This window comes from Streptomyces misionensis (assembly GCF_007896895.1).
In the GTDB taxonomy this organism is placed as follows: domain Bacteria; phylum Actinomycetota; class Actinomycetes; order Streptomycetales; family Streptomycetaceae; genus Streptomyces; species Streptomyces misionensis_A.
In genome coordinates this window covers 158,840-178,887 of record NZ_VOGW01000187.1, presented here as the reverse complement: position 1 = coordinate 178,887, position 20,048 = coordinate 158,840, and the positions used below count along the sequence as shown (strand labels likewise).

Annotated in this window: 19 protein-coding genes and 1 pseudogene; 9 read left to right on the top strand and 11 right to left on the bottom strand. The window is 73.3% G+C overall.

The genetic code is table 11. The annotated features are described in order from the left end of the window. Positions 1-335, bottom strand: a pseudogene (locus FRZ03_RS33415) (LbetaH domain-containing protein); the annotation flags it as partial. Positions 336-458: 123 nt separating this feature from the next. Between FRZ03_RS33415 and FRZ03_RS33410 the strand changes: the two are divergent. Beyond that, positions 459-1,106: an FMN-binding negative transcriptional regulator gene (locus tag FRZ03_RS33410; RefSeq protein WP_146468807.1), complete on the top strand. Its 648-nt coding sequence runs from the start codon at positions 459-461 to the stop codon at positions 1,104-1,106. Between the two features lie 198 nt (positions 1,107-1,304). Then, positions 1,305-1,982, top strand: coding sequence for a CBS domain-containing protein (locus FRZ03_RS33405; protein ID WP_146468806.1), 678 nt, complete (start codon positions 1,305-1,307; stop codon positions 1,980-1,982). A 796-nt stretch (positions 1,983-2,778) separates the two neighbouring features. On the opposite strand, the gene FRZ03_RS33395 is transcribed toward FRZ03_RS33405, so the two are convergent. After that, positions 2,779-3,672, bottom strand: a complete 894-nt coding sequence (locus FRZ03_RS33395) for a universal stress protein (RefSeq protein ID WP_146468805.1) — start codon at positions 3,670-3,672, stop codon at positions 2,779-2,781. 261 nt (positions 3,673-3,933) lie between these two features. Between FRZ03_RS33395 and FRZ03_RS40730 the strand changes: the two genes are divergently transcribed. The 4 genes from FRZ03_RS40730 to FRZ03_RS33380 all read left to right on the top strand — a co-directional run bounded on the left by FRZ03_RS40730 (position 3,934) and on the right by FRZ03_RS33380 (position 7,370). After that, positions 3,934-4,434 carry a CBS domain-containing protein gene (locus FRZ03_RS40730; RefSeq protein ID WP_261399445.1) on the top strand — a complete coding sequence of 167 codons (501 nt, stop codon included), beginning with the start codon at positions 3,934-3,936 and terminating at the stop codon, positions 4,432-4,434. Further along, positions 4,434-4,799 carry a CBS domain-containing protein gene (locus FRZ03_RS40725; RefSeq protein ID WP_261399444.1) on the top strand — a complete coding sequence of 122 codons (366 nt, stop codon included), beginning with the start codon at positions 4,434-4,436 and terminating at the stop codon, positions 4,797-4,799. Before FRZ03_RS40730 ends, FRZ03_RS40725 begins: the two co-directional genes overlap by 1 nt. A 165-nt stretch (positions 4,800-4,964) precedes the next feature. Beyond that, complete coding sequence (locus tag FRZ03_RS33385) at positions 4,965-5,834, top strand: NmrA family NAD(P)-binding protein (protein ID WP_146468804.1); 870 nt, start codon at positions 4,965-4,967, stop codon at positions 5,832-5,834. A gap of 342 nt (positions 5,835-6,176) precedes the next feature. Continuing rightward, positions 6,177-7,370, top strand: a complete 1,194-nt coding sequence (locus FRZ03_RS33380; protein WP_146468803.1) for an MFS transporter — start codon at positions 6,177-6,179, stop codon at positions 7,368-7,370. Positions 7,371-7,389: 19 nt separating this feature from the next. Here FRZ03_RS33380 and FRZ03_RS33375 read toward each other — a convergent pair whose 3' ends face one another. Then, positions 7,390-8,280 carry a GNAT family N-acetyltransferase gene (locus FRZ03_RS33375; protein ID WP_146468802.1) on the bottom strand — a complete coding sequence of 297 codons (891 nt, stop codon included), beginning with the start codon at positions 8,278-8,280 and terminating at the stop codon, positions 7,390-7,392. 216 nt (positions 8,281-8,496) lie between these two features. Here FRZ03_RS33375 and FRZ03_RS33370 point away from each other — a divergent pair, with 216 nt between their 5' ends. From FRZ03_RS33370 to FRZ03_RS33360, 3 genes are all read left to right on the top strand, one after another. Further along, positions 8,497-8,805, top strand: coding sequence for a hypothetical protein (locus FRZ03_RS33370; RefSeq protein ID WP_146468801.1), 309 nt, complete (start codon positions 8,497-8,499; stop codon positions 8,803-8,805). A gap of 497 nt (positions 8,806-9,302) precedes the next feature. Then, positions 9,303-11,189 (top strand): propionyl-CoA synthetase, encoded by a 1,887-nt coding sequence (locus tag FRZ03_RS33365; protein WP_146468800.1) that lies wholly within the window; start codon positions 9,303-9,305, stop codon positions 11,187-11,189. A gap of 314 nt (positions 11,190-11,503) precedes the next feature. Then, a complete protein-coding gene (locus tag FRZ03_RS33360) occupies positions 11,504-12,043 on the top strand; it encodes a manganese efflux pump MntP (protein ID WP_146468799.1) in 540 nt (179 codons plus the stop codon). A 28-nt stretch (positions 12,044-12,071) separates the two neighbouring features. Here FRZ03_RS33360 and pqqE read toward each other — a convergent pair whose 3' ends face one another. The 8 genes from pqqE to katG form a co-directional block, all read right to left on the bottom strand. Further along, positions 12,072-13,184: a pyrroloquinoline quinone biosynthesis protein PqqE gene (pqqE, locus tag FRZ03_RS33355; protein ID WP_146468798.1), complete on the bottom strand. Its 1,113-nt coding sequence runs from the start codon at positions 13,182-13,184 to the stop codon at positions 12,072-12,074. Continuing rightward, positions 13,177-13,491, bottom strand: a complete 315-nt coding sequence (gene pqqD / locus FRZ03_RS33350) for a pyrroloquinoline quinone biosynthesis peptide chaperone PqqD (protein WP_146468797.1) — start codon at positions 13,489-13,491, stop codon at positions 13,177-13,179. Before pqqD ends, pqqE begins: the two co-directional genes overlap by 8 nt. 4 nt (positions 13,492-13,495) lie before the next feature. Then, positions 13,496-14,197, bottom strand: coding sequence for a pyrroloquinoline-quinone synthase PqqC (gene pqqC / locus FRZ03_RS33345; RefSeq protein WP_146468796.1), 702 nt, complete (start codon positions 14,195-14,197; stop codon positions 13,496-13,498). Positions 14,198-14,201: 4 nt separating this feature from the next. Then, positions 14,202-15,089: a pyrroloquinoline quinone biosynthesis protein PqqB gene (gene pqqB / locus FRZ03_RS33340; protein ID WP_146468795.1), complete on the bottom strand. Its 888-nt coding sequence runs from the start codon at positions 15,087-15,089 to the stop codon at positions 14,202-14,204. 82 nt (positions 15,090-15,171) lie between these two features. Further along, a complete protein-coding gene (pqqA, locus tag FRZ03_RS33335; RefSeq protein WP_146468794.1) occupies positions 15,172-15,267 on the bottom strand; it encodes a pyrroloquinoline quinone precursor peptide PqqA in 96 nt (31 codons plus the stop codon). Between the two features lie 47 nt (positions 15,268-15,314). Continuing rightward, entirely contained in the window at positions 15,315-17,018 is a 1,704-nt protein-coding gene (locus FRZ03_RS33330; protein ID WP_146468793.1) for a PQQ-dependent dehydrogenase, methanol/ethanol family, read from the bottom strand. A 21-nt stretch (positions 17,019-17,039) separates the two neighbouring features. Continuing rightward, positions 17,040-17,501, bottom strand: coding sequence for an MSMEG_3727 family PQQ-associated protein (locus FRZ03_RS33325; protein WP_146468792.1), 462 nt, complete (start codon positions 17,499-17,501; stop codon positions 17,040-17,042). Between the two features lie 268 nt (positions 17,502-17,769). Then, on the bottom strand, positions 17,770-20,040 hold the full coding sequence (gene katG / locus FRZ03_RS33320) for a catalase/peroxidase HPI (RefSeq protein WP_146468791.1): 2,271 nt from the start codon (positions 20,038-20,040) through the stop codon (positions 17,770-17,772). Between the last annotated feature and the right edge of the window lie 8 nt (positions 20,041-20,048).

Genomic DNA, 20,048 nt, shown 5'->3' with positions numbered 1-20,048 from the left:
GCCCGGGGCCGCGGCTTCCGGATCGGCGGCGGAACCGGACATGAGGGTGCGAATGCGCTCGGTGATGTGCTCGGCCGGCCAGTCCCACCAGGCCACCGCCGGCAGCCGGGCGACGTCCTCGGCGCGGTAGCGGGTACGGATGAGACGGGCCGGGTCGCCGCCGCCGATGCCGTGGTCGGGCACATCGCCGGTGACCACGGCGTAGGCGGCGATGATCGCGCCGTGTCCGATCCGCACGCCCGGCATCACCGTCGCGCCGTGCCCGAACCAGACGTCGTCGCGACGACGGTGTCGCCCCGGTTCGGCAGGCCGGTGAGCAGGTCGAAGTGCTCGGCCCGGGCGGGCCGGGCGGCACACCGATTCACGACGACCGGCCACCACCTCACCAGGGTGCAATGCAATGCACCCCAAGGTCACTTGGTTGACGCCGCCCGGCCGCTCTGCTGTACCGTCCCCGCATGCTCATCCACCCCTGGGACGCGAGTCTGGACGACGCCGAGTGGCAGACCTGGATCGCCGACGGCCACGACTTCGGGCACCTCTGCGTCAACGGCCTGCCCGGTGAGGCGCCTGCCGTCGTCCCCACCCACTTCGCCACCGACGGCAAGGACCTGCTGGTCCATCTCGCCCGGCCCAACCCGGTGTGGCAGGCGATCGAGCGCGACCCGAACGTCACGTTCGGTGTGACCGGCGACTACGCCTTCATCCCGGGCACCTGGCGCGCCAACCCCGGTGTCCCGCCCACCGACGGCGTCCCGACCAGCTACTACGCGGCCGTCCAGTTCACCTGCCGCGCCCACATCCTGGACGACCCCGAGGCCAAGGCCGAACTCCTGCGCCGGCAGCTGGCCCACTTCCAGCCCGACGGCGACCACGCCCCCGTCGAGGCCGGCCGGCCGCCCTACGGCCGCATGCTCTCCGGCATCCGCGGCCTGCGGCTCGAAGTGCTCGACGTACGCGCCAAGTTCAAGTACGACAACCAGAAGCCCACCGAACTGCGCACCACCGTGGCCGACCGGCTCACCGAGCGCGCCCGGGGCCTCGACGCTCCAACGGCCCGCCAGCAGCTGCGCCGCCTGGACCGCATGGGCACGTGGCAGGCCTGAGCCCGGGCACCGCGGCCGGCCCGCCGCCAGGCCACCCCTCGCCCCGCCGGAACGCGGGCGGCCCGCGCCCGGTCGCGCTCGCCTGATCGTCGTACGCTCCGCAGAATGGTGCTGTCATCCGGCCCGCCCCGCGGGCCACGCCGCGCATGGGCCCCGGCCCGGAATTCGCCAGGTGGGCGCCCGTATCCGGGAGGCGACATGCACCACCGTACGGTCGAGGAGCTCATGACCCGGGACGTCGTCCGGGCCCGGCAGGACACGCCGTTCAAGGAGCTCGCGAGGCTGCTGGAGGAGAACGACATCACCGCCGTGCCCGTGGTGGACGAGCTGGACCGTCCGGTGGGCGTGGTGTCCGAGGCCGACCTGCTGCGCAAGAGCGCCGACCAGGCGGACCCGGCGGGCCTGGCCCCCGAGCCGCACCTGGAGAGCAGGGAGCGGGCCAGGGCCGAGGGCGCCCGGGCCGAGGAGGTGATGTCCGCTCCCGCGGTGTGCGCGCGGCCCGGGTGGACCGTCGTCGAGGCCGCCCGGCTCATGGAGAAGCGGCACGTCAAACGGCTGCCCGTGGTGGACGAGGCGGACCGGCTCGTGGGCATCGTCAGCCGCGCCGACCTGCTGCGGGTCTTCCTGCGCCGCGACGAGGCCATTCGCGAGGAGATCAACCGGGACCTGCTGCGGGGCACCCTCCTGCTCGATCCACGGGACGTCACGGCGGAGGTCCGCGACGGGCGGGTCACCCTCACGGGCATCGTGGAGTTCCGGACCCAGATCCGCGTGATCGAGCAGTTGTGCCGGGGCGTCGACGGTGTGGTGTCGGTCTCCGGGAGCCTCACCTTCCGGACCGACGACACCCGGGACGCGCCGGATGGCCGTACCTGAGCCGGCCTGCTCGGGGCGGACGGGCACCGGTCGGGTCGGAAGGCCTCCAGCAGTCCGGACACCGGTCGGCGGGGGGCTCGCGGGGCCCTTCGGGCCGTGGCCGAGGCGGAGCACCATGTGCACGTGGGTCGGCCATCGCGGAGAGGGGGTCGCGTCCGGCCCAGCGGGTTTCCGGCTGTTCCAGGGGCCGTCGGGCCCGGGCGGCTCCGTGCGCGACCGGCGTGCCGTCTCCGCGCGCCGCTGCGGGTCCCGCGCTTCCCGGCCCTCGGCGTCCCGCGCCGGCTCCAGGATCGACCGCACATGCCAGGGCCCCGGGAACAGCAGTTGGGCGCCCTCCGCACGGGCCGCGTCGTACAACCGCTCCTTGACGGTGGCGGGTGTCCTCGTCGCGGTAGGGGAAGCGGCTGGAGTGCCGCTCGCGGACCGCCGGGCGCAGCCTGGCCGGTGCGCCGTCCGGTGCCCCGGCGCCGCGCGGGCGCACCTCGGCGAGGAGGTCCGGGCGTCCCGGGTCGGGCAGCAGGCGGACGTCCGGCGCGAGCCCCGCGGCGGCGGACACCCGCAGGTTCGGCGGCGCGGCCCCGCAGCCCAGGTGCAGGCCCCGGTTCTCCGGGTCGGTGCGCGGCAGCGTGCGCTCCAGGTCGGCGTAGCGCTCCGGAACGCCCGCCTCCCGCAGGTACCGGAACCTCCAGGGCCGCGCGCGGTCCGGGAAGGGCGCCGGGCGGCGCCCTCGACGAGTGCCGTGACCGTGTCCACGGCGACGGGGTCTGCGGTCAGGGGTGAGTTCCTTCGTACCGGCTCACCCGCGGGTCGGGACGGCGATGACCGGGCACCGGGCGTGATGCAGCACGCCCTGGCTCACCGAACCCAGCAGCATTCCGGTGAAGCCACCGCGGCCCCGGGTCCCCACCACCAGGCCCAGCGCATGGGCCGACGCCTCGGTGAGCGCCTGCACCGGGTGCCCGACGACCAGTTCGTGGCGCAGCTCGACCTCGGGGTAGCGCGCGCCGCGGCCCGCCACGATCTCGGAGAGCAGTCGGCGGCTCTCCTCCTGCGGGCCGTGCTCGTCGAAGACCCGCAGCGGCCCGTGCTCCCACACGAGCAGGGCCCGCAGCCCCACGCCCCGCAGGGCCGCCTCCTGGAACGCCAGGTCGACCGCCGCCGCGGAGTCCTCGCTGCCGTCCACGCCCACCACGTAGTACGGCCGGTCCTGCGCGAGGTGCTCCGGTTCGGGCACGACTACCAGGGGGCAGCGGGTACGGGCCATGACCGGCAGGGCGATCGACGCCGACCCGAACACCTCCTGCCGCCGGCTCAGATGGCGCGAACCGAGCACCGTGAAGGTGGCCCCACGGCTCTGCTCGCACAGCGTCCACACCGGGTCGCCCTCCGCGAGCAGCGTGTCCGCCACCAGTCCCGGATGCCGGGCCGCGACGAACTCCGCCGCCCCTTCCAGGACGTGCTTCCCCGCCTCGTGCAGCGCCTCGTTCCAGCCCTCCCAGGAGGGCGGCACCGACGCTCCGCGGTCGCCGCGGGTCGGCACGCCCTCGACGTGGACCAGCCGCAGCGGCAGCCGGCGGCGGGCGGCCTCGTCGGCCGCCCAGGCCAGCGCCGTGCGGTGGGCCGGGTCGGGGTCCACGCCCACCACGATCCTGGGCGTGTCGTCCTTGGCCGCCGGTGCGGGAGTGGACATGTCCTCGGCTCCTCCCTGCGACGGATGCCGCCGCGGAACTCCATGAAAGATCAGGCGGCGCGCACCTGCCAGGGCCATTGGTCCCTCTGGCCGCACGGGGGCGGAAGGGACCGACGGTGCGGGCCGGGGCTGTTCGGCCGCGGCGGCGTGGGGGAGGCGCGCGGCGCACCGGAGGCGCCGGCCGGCCGTTCGGCACTTCGCAGGTGGGGCGCGCGCGGGACACTGGGACGGGTAGGCAGCCGATGCACCCAGGAGGCCGCCGTGGAACGGCACGAGAACGACTTCGCCCGGTCCGGGGCAGGCGGGAACGGGCGCCCCGGCGAGCCGGCCCGCCGGGACACGCTGCTCCGCTGTCTGGGCGCCGTGGCGGAGGCGGCCGCCAGGCACCGCGACGAGGCGGAGCGGGCACCGTCGGCCTCCGGGTCCGCTCGGCCCGAGCCGGTGCGCGAGGAACCCGGACCCGGCCGGCCGGCGATGCGCGAAGCGGCGGACCTGCCGGCGGTGCGCGAGGTGATGGACGTGCCCGCCGCGCATGTCCGCGCGGATCTGCCGTACCGCGACATCGCACGGGTGCTGGAGCGCGAGCGGGTCGGCGCGCTGCCGGTCGTGGACGCACAGGACCGGGTGGTCGGCGTCGTCTCGGAGTCGGATCTGCTGGCCAAGGTCGCCTTCGAGGCCTCCGGGCACCGCACCGGCCCCATCGGCAGACTGCGCGAGCGGCGGCTGCACGGCACGGCCTCGGTGAGACGGCCGCCGACCTGATGACGAGCCCCGCGATCACGGTGCTGCCCGGGGCGTCCGTCGCCGAGGCCGCCTGGCTCGCCGCGCTGTCCCGGCTGAAGCGGATGCCCGTCACCGACCGCGCGGGCCGGCTGCTCGGAGTCGTCCGCCGGGACGCCCTGCTCCGGGCGCTGCTCAGGGACGACGCCGCCCTCCGGGCCGACGTCGAGACCACGGTCGCGGCCTGCTGCCCGCCGGACTACCGCGAGGCCGTGCGGGTGGCCGTGCACGACGGCGTGGTGGAACTGACCGGGCGGATGCCCGCGGCGACGGCGGCCCGGCTGTCGGCCGAGATCGCGAAGATCGCCGACGTGGTCGAGGTGAAGAACCTGATCACCGGCGAGTGAGAAGCGCGCGGACGCCACGATCCGCGCGGCACCCATGCCGTCCTCCATCACGTCGCCGCGCCGGTCGCTGTGGTCGCGCACGGCTGACCCCCGGGCAAAGGAGACAGGAGATGTCCGGTTGGGGTCATAGCGTCGCGCTGTCAGCCGACGAAAGGACACCAGGCCATGCGTATCGCGGTCACCACACCCACCGGGAACGTGGGACGGCATGTCGTCGCCATGCTCGTGCGGGCCGGGCTCCGGCCCCTGGTCCTCGCCCGCGACCCCGGCCGGCTCGACCCGGAAGTGCGCCGCGAGGTCGACGCCGTCGCGGTGGACCAGCGCGACGCGGAGGCGGTCGTCGCGGCCACCGCCGGGGCCGACGCGCTCTTCTGGGTGGACCCCCCGACGACCGGCGAGGACCCGCTCGGGGACTACGCGCTGGCCACGGCGAGCGTGGTGAGCGCGGTCAGGAAGAACGGCATCGAGCGGACCGTCTTCCAGAGCAGCGTCGGTGCCGAACTGCGCCACGGCGCCGGCGAGATCGACGGTCTCGCCGGCACCGAGACGGCCCTGGACGCGCTCGGCGCCACGGTCACCCATCTGCGCTGTGGCTTCTTCTTCAGCAACCTGGAGTCCTACCGCGACGCCATCCGGGCCGGCACGATCCCGGTCATCCTGCCGCTGGACCAGCCCATGCCCTGGGTCGCGCCGCGCGACATCGCCGAGGTGGCGGTGACACGCCTGCTGACGACCCACTGGTCCGGCCGCCATGTTCAGGCGGTCCATGGCCCGGCCGACCTCACCTGGCCGCAGGCCGCCCGGATCGTGTCCGCCGCCGTCGGCCGCCCCCTGCGCGTCGAACGCGTCGGGGACGACGCGATGCGCGACCTGCTGCGCGCCTCCGGCATGACGGACGGCCTGGTGGAAGCGGTCATCGGCATGTCGACCGGGCTGCGGGACGGCTTCGTGCCGCAGCAGCCGCGCACCGCGCGCAGCACCACCGCGACCACGCTGGCGTCCTGGGCCTACGACGTGCTCCGCCCCCGGCTGTGACAGGACGGCGCCCGCGTGACGTCCGCGACGGTGAGGACGCCGGCGAGGCCCCGCCGTGACGACTTCGCCGAACGTGCCGTCGGGCGCCTTCCGGCGCACCGGGCCCTGGACCCGCCCGTCCGCCGCGGAGGTCCGTCGGCCCCTGAGCGCGGGCCCCGGCGGCGTCATCGGCGTAGGGAGTCACCACGAGGCGGAAGTCTCCGTCATGAACGGCAAGCCTGGCCGCCCGGGCCCGGGGGCCCGTTTCGCCGGGGGCCGGACGTCCCGTCCGTCCGACGTTCCCGCCGGGCCCATCAGGGGCAGATCAAGGGAGGGTCGCAGAGGCGGGGAGGCGAGCAGCACATGGACGTGGACGCGGACCGGTCGACGGCACGGATGAGTCCGTGGCGGTTCGTGGTCTGGTTCGGCACGGTCAGCCTGCTCGCGGACGTCGTGTACGAGGGCGCCCGTTCGATCACCGGGCCGCTGCTGGCCTCGCTGGGCGCGTCCGCCCTGCTCGTCGGCGTGGTGACCGGCGCCGGTGAGGCCGCGGCGCTGGGACTGCGGCTGGTCTTTGGGCCGCTGGCCGACCGGACCGGCCGCTTCTGGGGGCTGACGATCGGCGGCTACGCCCTGACGGTCGCCTCGGTGCCCCTGCTGGGCATCGCCGGGGTGCTGTGGGCGGCCTGCGCCCTGGTGATCGCCGAGCGGGTCGGCAAGGCGGTGCGGTCGCCCGCGAAGGACACCCTGCTCTCGCACGCCGCCGCGGCGACCGGCCGGGGCCGGGGCTTCGCCGTCCACGAGGCACTGGACCAGATCGGCGCCCTGGCCGGGCCGCTCCTGGTGGCCGGCGTCCTCGCGCTGACCGGGAACGCCTACGGGCCGGCCCTCGGCGTGCTCGCCGTCCCGGGCATCGCCGTCCTGCTGGTGCTGGTCCGGCTGCGGGCCCGGGTTCCGTCCCCGCGCGACTACGAGCCCGAGGCGCGGGCCGCGGCGCCGGAGCCGGGGGCCGGGCGGCTGCCGAGGGCCTTCTGGACCTACGCCGCCTTCACCGCGGTCACCACGAGCGGCTTCGCCCCCTTCGGCGTGCTCTCCTTCCACCTGGTCGAACGGCACTTGCTGAGCGCCGCGTGGGTGCCGGTGCTGTACGCGGCGGCGATGGCGGTGGACGCGGTCGCGGCACTGGCCACGGGCTGGCTCTACGACCGGATCGGCCCCCGGGTGCTGGTCGCCCTGCCGGTGCTGACCGCCGGGGTGGCGGCACTGGCGTTCACCGGCACGGTCGCGGTCGCGGCCGCCGGATCGCTGGTGTGGGGTGCCGCCATGGGCATCCAGGAGTCCACCCTGCGCGCCACCGTCGCCGACCTGGTGCCCGCCGGGCGCCGCGCGACCGCGTACGGCCTGTTCGCCGGCGCCGTCGGGGCGGGCAGCCTGGTCGGCGGCGCCCTGACCGGCGGACTGTACGGCTACTCGATCCCCTTGCTGGTCACGGTGGTCGTCGCCGTCCAGGTCCTCGCCGTAGCCCTGCTGGCCGCCTTGCGGGCCACCCGACGCTGAGACCCCTCCCGCACCGCCGTCAGTCCGGCAGGTCGATCGACCGGGCCTCGTCCAGGACCTGGTAACCGGCGCTCGTGTACAGGTTCATGGCCACCTCGTTGCCGCCCCACACGGAGAACATCAGCACCGAGTCGCCCGCGGCGAGGGTGGCCCGCTCGCCCGCCGCCATCGCCGCCCGCCCGTACCCCTTGCCGCGGTGCGCCTCGAACACGTGCAGCGAGTAGCCGTAGGTGACCCCGGGCAGATGCCCGTGCCTGAGCCACCCGGTGCCGATCGGCTCGCCCGCCGCCTCCAGCACCAGGAGGGTGTTGCCGGGCGTCGCGAGGCCCTCGGGAAGCAGCGTGCCGAAGTCGTCGTCCGACTTGCGCCGGGCCCGCTCGCGGCTCATGGTGCCCGACCGCACGATGCCGTCGATGTAGGACGCCTGCTCGGAGGCGAGCCACCCGGGATACTCGGCCCGCGTCATCGGCCGCGCCGTCACGCCGTCCACCGCCTCCGGCGGCGCGCCGACGCGCCGCACCCGCACCTGCCCCCGGAGGGCGTACCCGGCGAACAACTCGCCCGCCGGCCCGGCGAGCCGGGCGTCCACTCGGCGCGCCCCGCGTTCCGCGCACCATGTGTGCGCCCACTCCAGTGCGGCCCGCTCGTGCCCCGCCTCGACATGCAGATCGCCTATCCGCCCGGTGGGGATGCCGTCGGCCTCGGACACGGACACGGCCACATGTCCCATCCGGCTCCCGGCGGCCGTGACCTCGGCGACCGTCCAGTCGTCGAGGCCCGCACGTTCCTTGCCGAGCAGTTCCTCCGCCGCGGCCTCGCCGAGTCCGGCCGCCAAGTACCGGGCGCGACGCCGCCCTTCGAAGTCCCGCCGCCATGCCGTGGTGTCACCGAGGACGCTGATTCCAGTCATCGGGCCACCCTAGCGGCACCCCCGGAAGGTCGAATACCTTTCACCGATACGGCCTCGACGATCGGGTGACAATTCGAAAATCAAGGCTTTATTGATATCTCCGGGCCTGGTATGTGAAATGCCATCCATCGACGTACGGTCGGATTTATGTATAGCGAAACGACCCGGGGGACGGAAATAGAAGGCGCCGATGCGTGGGCACGAGTGTTCTCGATCGTGTGCGACCCGTTCCTGTGGGTCGGGGAGCGGGCCGGCCCGGGCGCGCTCCGGCACGACCTGCTCGGCCAGGCCGGCGGTCGGACGGTGGAACTCGGCAGCGGTACCGGCCTGAACCTGCGCCACTACCCCGGCGACCTGGACGAGTTGTTCCTCACCGAACCGGGAGCCGCGATGCGTGCCCCGCTGGCCGAGGGGCCCGTCCACCGGCCGTCGTCGTACGGACCGGTCCGACAGCACACCGGCAGCCGGCCGGCCGCGACCTCCCGAACGCGCTCCAGGCGGGCCCGGTCGGCTCCAGCACCGTGATGATCTCGAAGGCGCTGCCGACCGCACCGGGGAACCGGTTCGACATCACCTCCGCGCAGAGCAGCCACAGACCCGGTACGGCCAGATCCCGGCAGCGTTCCGACAGACCGACCGCACCACCGCGACGTCCGCCTCCTCCCTCTCGCCGATCAGGGCGACATCGGCGCCGGTCAGCGCGCACACCTGACGCGCCGCCTCCCGCAGGCGGCCGCGCGGGCCGGCAGGGCGACCTGGTGGGCGGGCTCCCGGGAGTCGCCCGGCGGACCGTGCTTGTTCCTGCTCATGTGAACTCTGTCGCACTCAAACTGGCGAAAACACGAGGAGAGTCTCCAAGGTGGAGGTGGCAGGACCGGCGCCCCGGACCGATGATTTCAGTCACCGGCCGAGACACCCGGGCACGACGCGAGCCGCCCGACACCCGGGCCCGGCGCGGTCGCGCTCCCTTCGCAGGACAGGCGGGCTGTCCACGCGTGCTACCCCGAGGAGTGAGGACGCAGATGGGCGTCTACAGCGAGCGGTACCGGCGCAGCATCACCGACCCCGAGGGCTTCTGGGGCGATGCGGCCAAGGCGCTGACCTGGTACGAGGAGCCGGCGCGCGTCCTGGACGACACACGGGCGCCGTTCTACCGGTGGTTTTCGGACGGGAGCCTCAACACCTGTCACAACGCACTGGACCGGCATGTCGCCGCCGGCCACGGCGACCGGACCGCGTTGATCCACGACAGCCCGGTCACCGGCACCCGCGCCGCCTACAGCTACGCCGGACTCCAGCGGCTCACCGCCCGGTTCGCGGGCGTGCTGCGCGGCCTGGGCGTCGGCCGGGGCGACCGTGTGGTCCTCTACATGCCGATGATCCCCGAAGCGGTCGTGGCGATGCTTGCCTGCGCGCGGCTGGGCGCGGTGCACTCCGTCGTCTTCGGCGGATTCGCGCCGCGCGAACTGGCCCTGCGCATCGACGACGCCCGGCCGAAGGTCGTGGTCTCCGCCTCCTGCGGCATCGAGGGCACCCGCGTCATCCCCTACAAGCCCCTGCTCGACCAGGCGCTGCTGCTGGCCCGCTCCGTCCCTGACGCCAGCGTGATCGTCCAGCGCCCGGAGCTCCACGCCGAGTTGTCCCCGCGCGACCTCGACTGGGACGACGCGATGGCGTCCGCCGCCCCCGCCGACTGCGTGCCCCTCGCCGCCACCGACCCGCTCTACATCCTGTACACCTCGGGCACCACGGGCCGCCCCAAGGGCGTGGTGCGCGACAACGGCGGTCACGCGGTCGCCCTCACCTGGAGCATGGCGCACGTCTACGACATCGGTCCCGGCGACGTCTGGTGGGCCGCCTCCGACGTCGGCTGGGTCGTCGGGCACTCGTACATCGTCTACGCCCCGCTGCTCGCCGGTGCCACCACCGTGCTCTACGAGGGCAAACCGGTGGGCACCCCGGACGCGGGCGCCTTCTGGCGGGTCATCGCCGAGCACGGTGTGAAGGCACTGCTGACCGCGCCCACCGCGCTGCGCGCCATCAAGAAGCTGGACCCGCACGCGGAGCTGATGGCCGGGCACGACCTGACGCGGTTCCGTTGTCTGTTCCTGGCCGGCGAGCGCCTGGACCCGGACACCTACGACTGGGCCCGTTCGGTGCTCGGCGTGCCGGTGATCGACAACTGGTGGCAGACCGAGACGGGCTGGCCGATCGCCGCGAACCCGCGCGGACTGGAGCCGATGCCCGTCAAGCCCGGCTCCCCGACCGTGCCCATGCCGGGCTACGACCTGCGGATCCTCGACGCCGAGGGACGGGAACGCCCGGCCGGTGAGGAGGGCGCCATCGCCCTGCGGCTGCCGCTGCCGCCCGGCACGCTGACCACCCTGTGGGGCGACGACGACCGCTACGTCGACTCGTACCTGTCCCGGTTCCCCGGCCACTACCTCACCGGCGACGGCGGCTACCGCGACGAGGACGGCTATGTGTTCGTCATGGGACGCATGGACGACGTGATCAACATCGCCGGGCACCGGCTGTCCACGGGCGCGATGGAGGAGGTCGTCGCCGCCCACCCCGATGTCGCCGAGTGTGCGGTCATCGCCGTGTACGACGCGCTCAAGGGCGAGGTGCCCCGGGCCTTCGTGGTGCTCAAGGCCACCGCCACCCGCGACGCGGCGGAACTGGAGGCGGAGATCCTCCGCTCGGTCCGCGACCGGATCGGCCCGATCGCCGCGCTCCGGGACGTCACGGTCGTGGCCGCGCTGCCCAAGACGCGCTCCGGGAAGATCCTGCGCGCCTCCATGCGCGACATCGCCAACGGGCGCGACGCCACACCGCCGGCCACCATCGACGACCCCGCCGTACTGGAAACACTGCGCCTCGCGCTGCGCAAGGAGAACCGATCCTGACAGCGGACCCGATCCGTGCCACCGTGGGGACGCCGAGCGCCGGTCGGCACCTTGCCGATCTGCGCGGACCGTCCCCCGAACAGCGCGCCCGCCGCATCGTCGACCACTGCGCCCACCCCTATTTCCGCGCCGCCCTCCGGGACTGCTGCGACCGGCCCTGCACGGCTCCCGCACCCCGCATCTGCCGGCCGAATCGCTCTCCTGGCACACCCGCTGCCCGAAGACCGGTTCCATGCGCTGACCGGTGGCGGCGGAATTCCGGCGGACGGCCCGCCGAATATACCCGGCGGGCCGTCCGGTATACGCTGTTGAATATGGTCTGGGAAATGCTGGGCCTGGGTTTCGTCCTCAGTCTCGACAATTTCCGGGTATCGATCGCGCTCGGCACCGTCCCCTTCGGTCTGCGGCGCGCGGTGCAGGTCGCGCTGACCTTCGGCCTGTGGGACGCGATCATGCCCCTGGTCGGGCTGCTGATCGGCCATGAGATCGGGGAGACCATCGGCTCCGTCGCCGACGTGGTGGGCGCGGCCGCGCTCGGCGGCTACGGCCTCTACCTCGTCATCACGTCCCTGCGAAACCCCGAGCCGGACGAACTGGACCACCCCTGGGCGCTGTTCGGCATCCCGCTCTCCCTGAGCCTGGACAATCTGATCGCCGGGGCGAGCCTCGGCATCCTCGGACTGTCCCCCTGGCTGTCGGCCGCCACCTTCGGCCTCATCACCGCCGCCATGTCCCTGCTCGGCCTGCGCCTCGGCCGCGCCGCCGCCCGCCTCGTCCACATCCGCTCGGACCTGCTCAGCGGCGTCACCCTGATCGCCGCCGCGGTGGCACTGCCGTTGGTGTTCGGTGGCTAAGTCATGGGTCCCGGCCCGATGGACATGATCAACGGACCTGCCGCGGTCCGACCGGTCGCCTCGCCTGGTGCGGGCGTGGGACCAGCGCCGAACCCCGCGGCCGCCGTTCGGAGTTGGCGGCGGTCACCGCCCGTTCGACCAGCTCGTGGTCCGGCGACAGATGGCACACCGGATCGGTGCGGGCGGGGTCGCCGGTGAGCAGGAAGGCCTGGCAGCGGCAGCCGCCGAAGTCCACCTCCCGGCGGGGGCAACCGCGGCAGGGCTCCGGCATCCAGTCGGTGCCCCGGAACGCGGTCATCACCGGCGCCTCGGCCCAGATCCGCTCCAGCGGCTCCTCCCGCACACTGGCCCTCGGCAGCGGCAGGGACTGCGCGGCCGGGCAGGGCAGGACGTCCCCGTTCGGCGTGACGGTCAGCTGCCGGGAGGCCCAGCCGCCCATGCAGGGCTTGGGATAGCGGCTGTAGTAGTCGGGGATGACGTAGACGATGTCCATGCGGTCCCGCAGCCGTTCGACCGCGGCCCGTACGACCTCCTCGGCCGCCGCGAGCTGCGCCCGGCTCGGCAGCAGCGCGGCACGGTTGCGCCAGGCCCAGCCGTAGTACTGGGTGTTGGCCAGCTCCACCCGGTCCGCGCCCACCTCCTCGGCCAGCGCGAGCACCTCGGCGACATGGCCGATGTTGTACCGGTGCAGCACCACGTTCATGGTGAGCGGCCAGCCCAGCTCCTTGACCAGCCCCATCGCCTCGACCTTGCGCCGGAAGGACGGCACCCCGGCGATCCGGTCGGACCGGGCCGGCTCGTCGGCCTGGATGCTGATCTGCACATGGTCCAGACCCGCGGTGCGCAGCAGCTCCGCCCGCGGACGGGAGAACCCGACCGCGCTGGTGATCAGATTGGTGTAGAGGCCCAGCAGATGGGCGTGCGCCACGATCTCCACCAGGTCCCGCCGCAGCAGCGGCTCCCCGCCGGACAGATGGCACTGCAGCACGCCGAGATCGCCCGCCTCGGTCAGCACCCGCATCCAGTCGCCCGTCGTCAACTCGTCGCCGTAGTCGGCCAGGTTCAGCGGGTTGGAGCAGTACGGGCAGGCCAGCGGGCAGCGGTAGGTCAGCTCGGCGAGCAGCCCGAACGGGCTATCCATCGGACAGCTCCAGCCAGCGCCGGGCGACGAGCCGCCCCACGAACCGCCGTACCTCCTCCTCGGGCACGCCCCGGTAGCGCGTGCCCAGTTCGCTCACGATCTCGGCCACGGTGTGCCGCCCGTCGCACAGTTCGAGGATGGCGGCGCCGGTTCCGTTGAGCACCACCACCGCCTCGGGGTGCAGCAGGATCCGGCGCTGCCTGGTGCGGGAGTAGTCCAGCCTCACGTGGCGCGCCGGCCTGGGCCGGTCCGTGCCGGACACCTCGGCGGTGCTCGGCCGGGTCCTGGTGAGGGGGGTCGGGTCCATGATCTCACTCCGGATAGGCCTGGTCGACGGCGTCCATCAGGCTCCACAGGACGTCGCACTTGAACGACAGCGCGTCGACGGCGCGCGCCCGGGACTCGGCGGAGACGCAGTGCGCGGTGACCACCTCCAGCGCGTGCTCGCAGTCCCGGGGAGCCTGCTCCAGCCGGGCCCGGAAGTAGGCGAGGCCCTCGGGCGCGATCCACGGGTACCACCGCTCGAACCCGGCCAGCCGCGCCGCCATCAGATCCGGCGCGAACATCTCCGTGAGCGAGGAGGCCACCGCCTCCACCCACGGCCGGGTCCGGGCGAAGTTCACGTACGCGTCGACGGCGAACCGCACCCCGGGCACCAGATGCCGGTGGTCCAGCACCTCCGCACGGGTCAGCCCGGCGGCCTCGGCGAGCCGCAGCCACGCCTCGATACCGCCCTCGCCGGCGGCGGTGCCGTCATGGTCCAGGATCCGCCGGATCCAGCGCCGGCGGACCTCCGGGTCGGGGCAGTTGGACAGGATCGCGGCGTCCTTGCGGGGGATGTTCTCCTGGTAGTAGAAGCGGTTGGCCACCCAGCCCCGGATCTGCCGGCGGCTCAGCTCGCCGGCGTTCATCCGGACGTGGAACGGATGCTGGTCGTGGTACCGCCGCGAGTGGGCTCGCAACGCCTCGACGAAACCGCCCTCGTCCGTCACCGCCGTCGCTGTCGCCGTCACGGCACTACACCCGGACCTCAAGGCCGTCCATGGCAACCTCCATGCCGTACTCCTCCACGGTACGCCGCTCGGGCGTGCCGTCGAGGAGGACCGGATTGGTGTTGTTCATGTGCAGGAACACCACCCGGCCCACGCCCAGCGGCGAGAGCAGCGCCAGGCTGCCGTCGGGGCCGTCCATGGGCAGGTGGCCCATCTCCCGGGACGTCTTGCCGGCGAGCCCGAGCCGCAGGAGTTCGTCGTCGCGCCAGCAGGTCCCGTCGACCAGCAGACAGCCGCAGCCCTCGATCTCCCGGCGCAGCGCCCGCGTCAGCGCCTGTACGCCCGGCAGGTACACCAGCGTCCCGCCGCCGCGCTCGTCGGTGAGCCGGTAGCCCACCACCCGCCCGTGGTCGGCCCTCGCCCCGAACCGGGCGCGCTTGGTGGTGGGGACGTCGAACGCCCGGCAGGACAGCCCGTCCGCCAGGGCGAGATCGGCGCCGGGCAGCACCGCGCGCCACTCCACCGGGCAGTAGCGCTCCAGCGTCCGCAGGACCCCGGTGCCGTCCCACAGGACCTTGTGCACGGCGGGCGTGGCGTACAGCCGCAGGGCGCGCGCCTCGCGCAGCAGCAGCAGGCCGAGCGTGTGGTCCAGTTCGGCGTCGGTGACCAGCACCGCCTCCAGGGGCGTCGTCCGGCCGTCGTGCGGACGCAGCGCGGGGAACTCCTCGATCTGGGCGCGCACGTCGGGCGAGGCGTTGAGCAGGAACCACCGGCGGCCGTCGGCGCTCACCGCGACCGACGACTGGGTGCGCGGGGGACCGGCCCCGGAGCGCACCGCGGCGCACACCGGGCAGCCGCAGTTCCACTGCGGGGAGCCGCCCCCCGCCGCCGAGCCCAGTACCCGCAGCAACACGTCGCCACCTCCCTCGGTCCGGGGCGTGCGGCGGCGCCGGATCGGCTCCGGCGCCGCCCGATGCGGCCGGTCCTCCCGTTCGCTACTCCTCCAGCCGGGCGAGGTACATGGTCACCTCGGCCGCGACCACGATCTCGTCGAAGTCGGGTGTCTCCCACACAGCGAGCTCGCACTCCATGGATCCACCTCCTCTCCGCCTGCGACGCGGCAGTCTCCGGACGGGTGCTAGACCGGTTCCGGAAGGGCGAAGACCATCAGGGCGCTGCCGTGGCCCGCGCCGAGCATGCCGGGCAGGAACCCCTCGGCCCAGCCGCCCCAGCCGACCGGCACGGCGACGTACTGCCTGCCGTCGACCATGTAGGTGGTCGGGCTGCTGTGGTGGCCGCTGCCGCACTGGAACTGCCACAGCAGCTCCCCGGTGCGGGCGTCGAACGCGTCGAACTCGCCGGACGGCTCACCGGCGAACACCAGGTCGCCTCCGGTGGCCAGCACCGAGGCGCACATGGGCAGTTCGTTGCGCCAGCGCCATTTCTCCTCGCCGTTCGCGTCGAACGCGCTCACGGATCCCGCCATGTCCTCGATGTCCACCTGAACGCCCGCGCCCCAGTACGGGATGGACTCCTTGAACTCCCGGCGCCGCCGGGTCGCCGTGGCGCCCGTGTCCTGGACCGGGACGTAGAACAGCCCGGTCTTGGGGCTGTAGGCCGCGTGCGTCCACTCCTTGGCGCCGGCCGGACCCGGGTAGAAGTGGACCGGCTCGCCCTCCTTGTCGGGGTAGAGCTTGGCCGTCACCTGGCCGTCCCGTGTGATCGCGCCCCAGGTGATGCGGTCCACGAAGGGCGTGATCCCGACCCGCTCGCCGTTCGTGCGGTCGAGCACGAAGAAGTAGCCGTTCTTGTCGAAGTGGCCCAGCAGTTTGCGCCCGTCCTGCTCGAACAGGATGCACTCGCCGATGCTGTCGTAGTCCCACAGGTCGTGCGGGGTGCACTGGTAGTGCCAGCGGATGCGGCCGCTGTCCACGTCGACGGCGATGATGCAGTCCGTGAAGAGGTTGTCGCCCTCGCGGACCTCTCCGTCGAAGTCGGGCGCCGGGTTGCCGGTGCCGACGTACAGCAGGTTCGTCTCCGGGTCGAAGGTGCCGGTGAGCCAGCAGTTCGCCCCGCCGCGCGCCCATGCCTCGCCGTCGGCCGGCCAGGTCTCGGCGCCGGGCTCCCCGGGCTTCGGCACGGTGTAGCAGCGCCACTGGTGTTCGCCGCTCTCGAGGTCGAACGCGTCGAGGTGCCCGCGCACGCCGAACTCGCCGCCCGAACTGCCCACGATCACCATGTTCTTCACGATCAGCGGGGCGACCGTGGCGCTCTCCCCGGCCCGGACGTCGCCGTAGGTGCGGTCCCACACCCGTTTGCCGGTCCGGGCGTCGAGCGCGAGCATCCGCGCGTTCGCCGTGACGAAGAAGACCTTCCCCTGGGCGACCGCGACCCCGCGGTTCACGTTGCCGCAGCACAGGGACACATCGAAGGGCACGGCGTGCTTGTACCGCCAGATCTCCACGCCGGTCTTCGCGTCGAGGGCCCACACCCAGCCGTCCCAGCCGGACAGGAACATGATTCCGTCCACGACGATCGGGGCGGCCTCGAACGAGTACGTCGACGCGCCGGCGATCAGCCCGGTCGTGCCGGCCTGGAAGACCCACGCGGGAACGAGGCGCTTGACGTTCTCGGTGTTGATCTGGTCCAGCGGGCTGTAGCGCTGACCGTCGTAGGCGCCGTAGTAGGTGAGCCAGTTCTGGGGTTCCTCACGGGCGTGGAGGATGCGTTCGTAGTCGATGCCGGCCGTCACCGGCGGTGCGACCTCGCCACCCGCCACCTTGCCGCTCAGGTTGCCCTGGTCGACGGCCTCGCCCGCGTCCACGTAGTCGACGGTGGTCATCCGGGCTCCGCCTCCTTCCTCTTACGGTCGCGGCTGTGCGGGACGGTCGAGGCGGGCCTCCGGCGGGGCGTCCCCCAGTACGACGATGGCCCCGGTCAGCCCCCGGCCCTCGTCGTTCCCCGTGGGGGAACCGAACCAGTAATAGCCCGGTCCGTCGAGATTCAGGTGTGCCCGTCCGCGCGAATGGTTCACCAGCCAGATGAATTTCCGGTCGCCGTTGCTCGGCAGCAGCGCACAGTGGGTGTTCCGGTCGTCGTTGACCAGTTCCAGCTCGATATCGCCGCCGTGCGGCATGACCAGAATGGAGGGGTCCCAGGAAAGCTCGTCCGGGTGGATGCGGATGGTGGCCCGCATGCGGCCGTCCGGTTCCTCGGTGGCCCGGCCAATGGTCCCGGTGCCCAACACCTGTCCCAGCGCCGCCTTGTTCTGCGCGTTCAACCCGATCTGGTCCAGCAGGTCGGTGCGTTCCCGCGTGGTCGTCATCGGGGTTTCACTCTCCTCGTCCAGAGCCGCTGGTCGAATTGACCTCGTTTCTCTTTCCCGTGTCGCATTTTCTGCATCACGTTTCCTGTTTGTTTTTTCACTCCGACAGGAAAAAGGGTGAACGGGAAAAGGGATGAATGGATGGTCTTTACACAACGCTACGCCGCAGGGATCACACCGACAAGGGCGAGCCGAAGCGGGGCCGGGACATACCGTTCACCCGCGAACGGCCGCCGTTCGCCGCCGGTGCGGCGCCGCTCGCGCGGGCTCAGGCCGGGGCGGGCGCGAGATCGTACCGGTCGAGGTTCATGACCTTGTCCCACGCGGCGACGAAGTCCCGCACGAACTTCTCCCGGGCGTCGTCGCTCGCGTAGACCTCGGCCACGGCGCGCAGCTCGGAGTCGGAGCCGAAGACGAGGTCGACGCGGCTGCCGGTCCACCGGACCTCGCCGGTGACGCGGTCGCGACCCTCGAAGACGTCCGCGGCCGGGGAGACCGGTCGCCACCGTGTGCCGTTGTCGAGCAGGTGCACGAAGAAGTCGTTGGTCAGGGTGCCGGGCGCCGAGGTGAACACGCCCAGCGGTGACCGGCGGTGGCTGGCGCCCAGCACCCGCAGGCCGCCCACGAGCACGGTCATCTCCGGCACGCCGAGGTCCAGCAGATGCGCGCGGTCGACCAGCAGATGCTCCGCGGGCTGCCGGGCGCGCTCGCCGAGGTAGTTGCGGAACCCGTCCGCGACCGGCTCCAGCGCGGCGAAGGACGCCACATCGGTCCACTCCTGCGTGGCGTCCGTACGACCGGGAACGAACGGCACCCGGACGGGCAGGCCGGCGGCCCCGGCGGCCCGCTCGACCGCGGCGCAACCGCCGAGCACGATGAGATCGGCCAGCGAGATCCGCTTGCCCCCGGTCTGCGCCGCGTTGAAGGACTCCTGGATGCCCTCCAGCGTGCGCAGCGCCCGCGCCAGGGCGTCGGGCTCGTTCACCGCCCAGCCGCGCTGCGGTTCCAGGCGCAGGCGCGCGCCGTTCGCCCCGCCCCGCCGGTCGCTGACGCGGAACGTCGAGGCCGACGCCCACGCGGTCGACACCAGCCGGGCGACCGGCAGGCCGGAGGCGAGCACCCGGCTCTTGAGCACGGCGATGTCCGCGTCGTCGACGAGCGGGTGGTCCGGGGCGGGCACCGGGTCCTGCCAGAGCAGCCGCTCCCGGGGCACGAGCGGTCCGAGCCAGCGCCCGACCGGGCCCATGTCGAGGTGCGTCAGTTTGAACCAGACCCGTGCGAAGGCGTCCGCCAGCTCCTCCGGGTGCGCGAGGAAGCGCCGGGCGATCGGCTCGTAGCCGGGGTCCAGGCGCAGCGCCAGGTCCGTCGTGAGCATCGTCGGGGCGTGCCTCGCCGACGGGTCGTGGGCGTCCGGCACGGTGCCGGCCCCGCCGCCGTCCGCCGGGACCCACTGCCACAGTCCGGCGGGGCTCAGCTCCAGCTGCCACTCGTAGCCGAACAGCGTCTCGAAGTAGGCGTTGTCCCACAGCGTGGGGGTGGGCGTCCAGGTGCCTTCGAGCCCGCTGGAGATGGTGTCCCCGCCCTTGCCGGTGCCGTGGTCGCTGCGCCAGCCCAGGCCCTGGTCCTCCAGGGGGGCGCCCTCGGGGCCGGGCCCCAGGTGCGCCTCCGGGTCGGCCGCGCCGTGGGTCTTGCCGAACGTGTGGCCGCCCGCGATCAGCGCGACGGTCTCCTCGTCGTCCATCCCCATCCGCCGGAACGTCTCGCGGATGTCCCGCGCCGAGGTGAGCGGGTCCGGCACGGTGTTCGGCCCCTCCGGGTTGACGTAGATCAGGCCCATCTGGTCGGCGGCCAGCGGCTGGTCCAGTTCCCGGACCCCGCCGTGCCGTTCGTCGCCGAGCCACGCGTGCTCGGGCCCCCAGTACGTGTCGTCCGACTCCCACGCGTCCCGCCGGCCACCGGCGAAGCCGAACGTCCTCAGGCCCATCGTCTCCAGGGCGCGGTTGCCCGCGAAGACCAGCAGATCGGCCCAGGAGATCGCGCGGCCGTACTTCCGCTTCACCGGCCACAGCAGCCGGCGCGCCTTGTCGAGATTGCGGTTGTCCGGCCAGCTGTTCAACGGCGCGAAACGCTGCAGGCCGGCTCCCGCGCCCCCGCGGCCGTCGGCCGCGCGGTACGTCCCGGCGGCGTGCCACACCATCCGGATGACGAGCGGCCCGTAGTGACCGAAGTCGGCCGGCCACCACTCCTGCGACGTCGTCAGCGCCCGGTCGACGTCCCGGGCCAGGGCGTCGAGGTCGAGGGTGGAGAACCGGGCGGCGTAGTCGAAGTCCTCGCCCAGGGGGTCGGCCAGGGCGGAGTGCTTGCGCAGGACCGCCAGGTCGAGCCGGTCGGGCCACCAGTCGCGGTTGCCCCTGCCCGGTGCCGGGCGGGGGCGGGGCCCGGCCGGGGCCTCGACCGGCGCGGAGAGGCCGAGCCCGCCCGCGCGCCCCGCCCTGCGCTGCTCATGCCCGCGGACGACGGCGTCCGCTGTGTCGGTCACGGGGACTC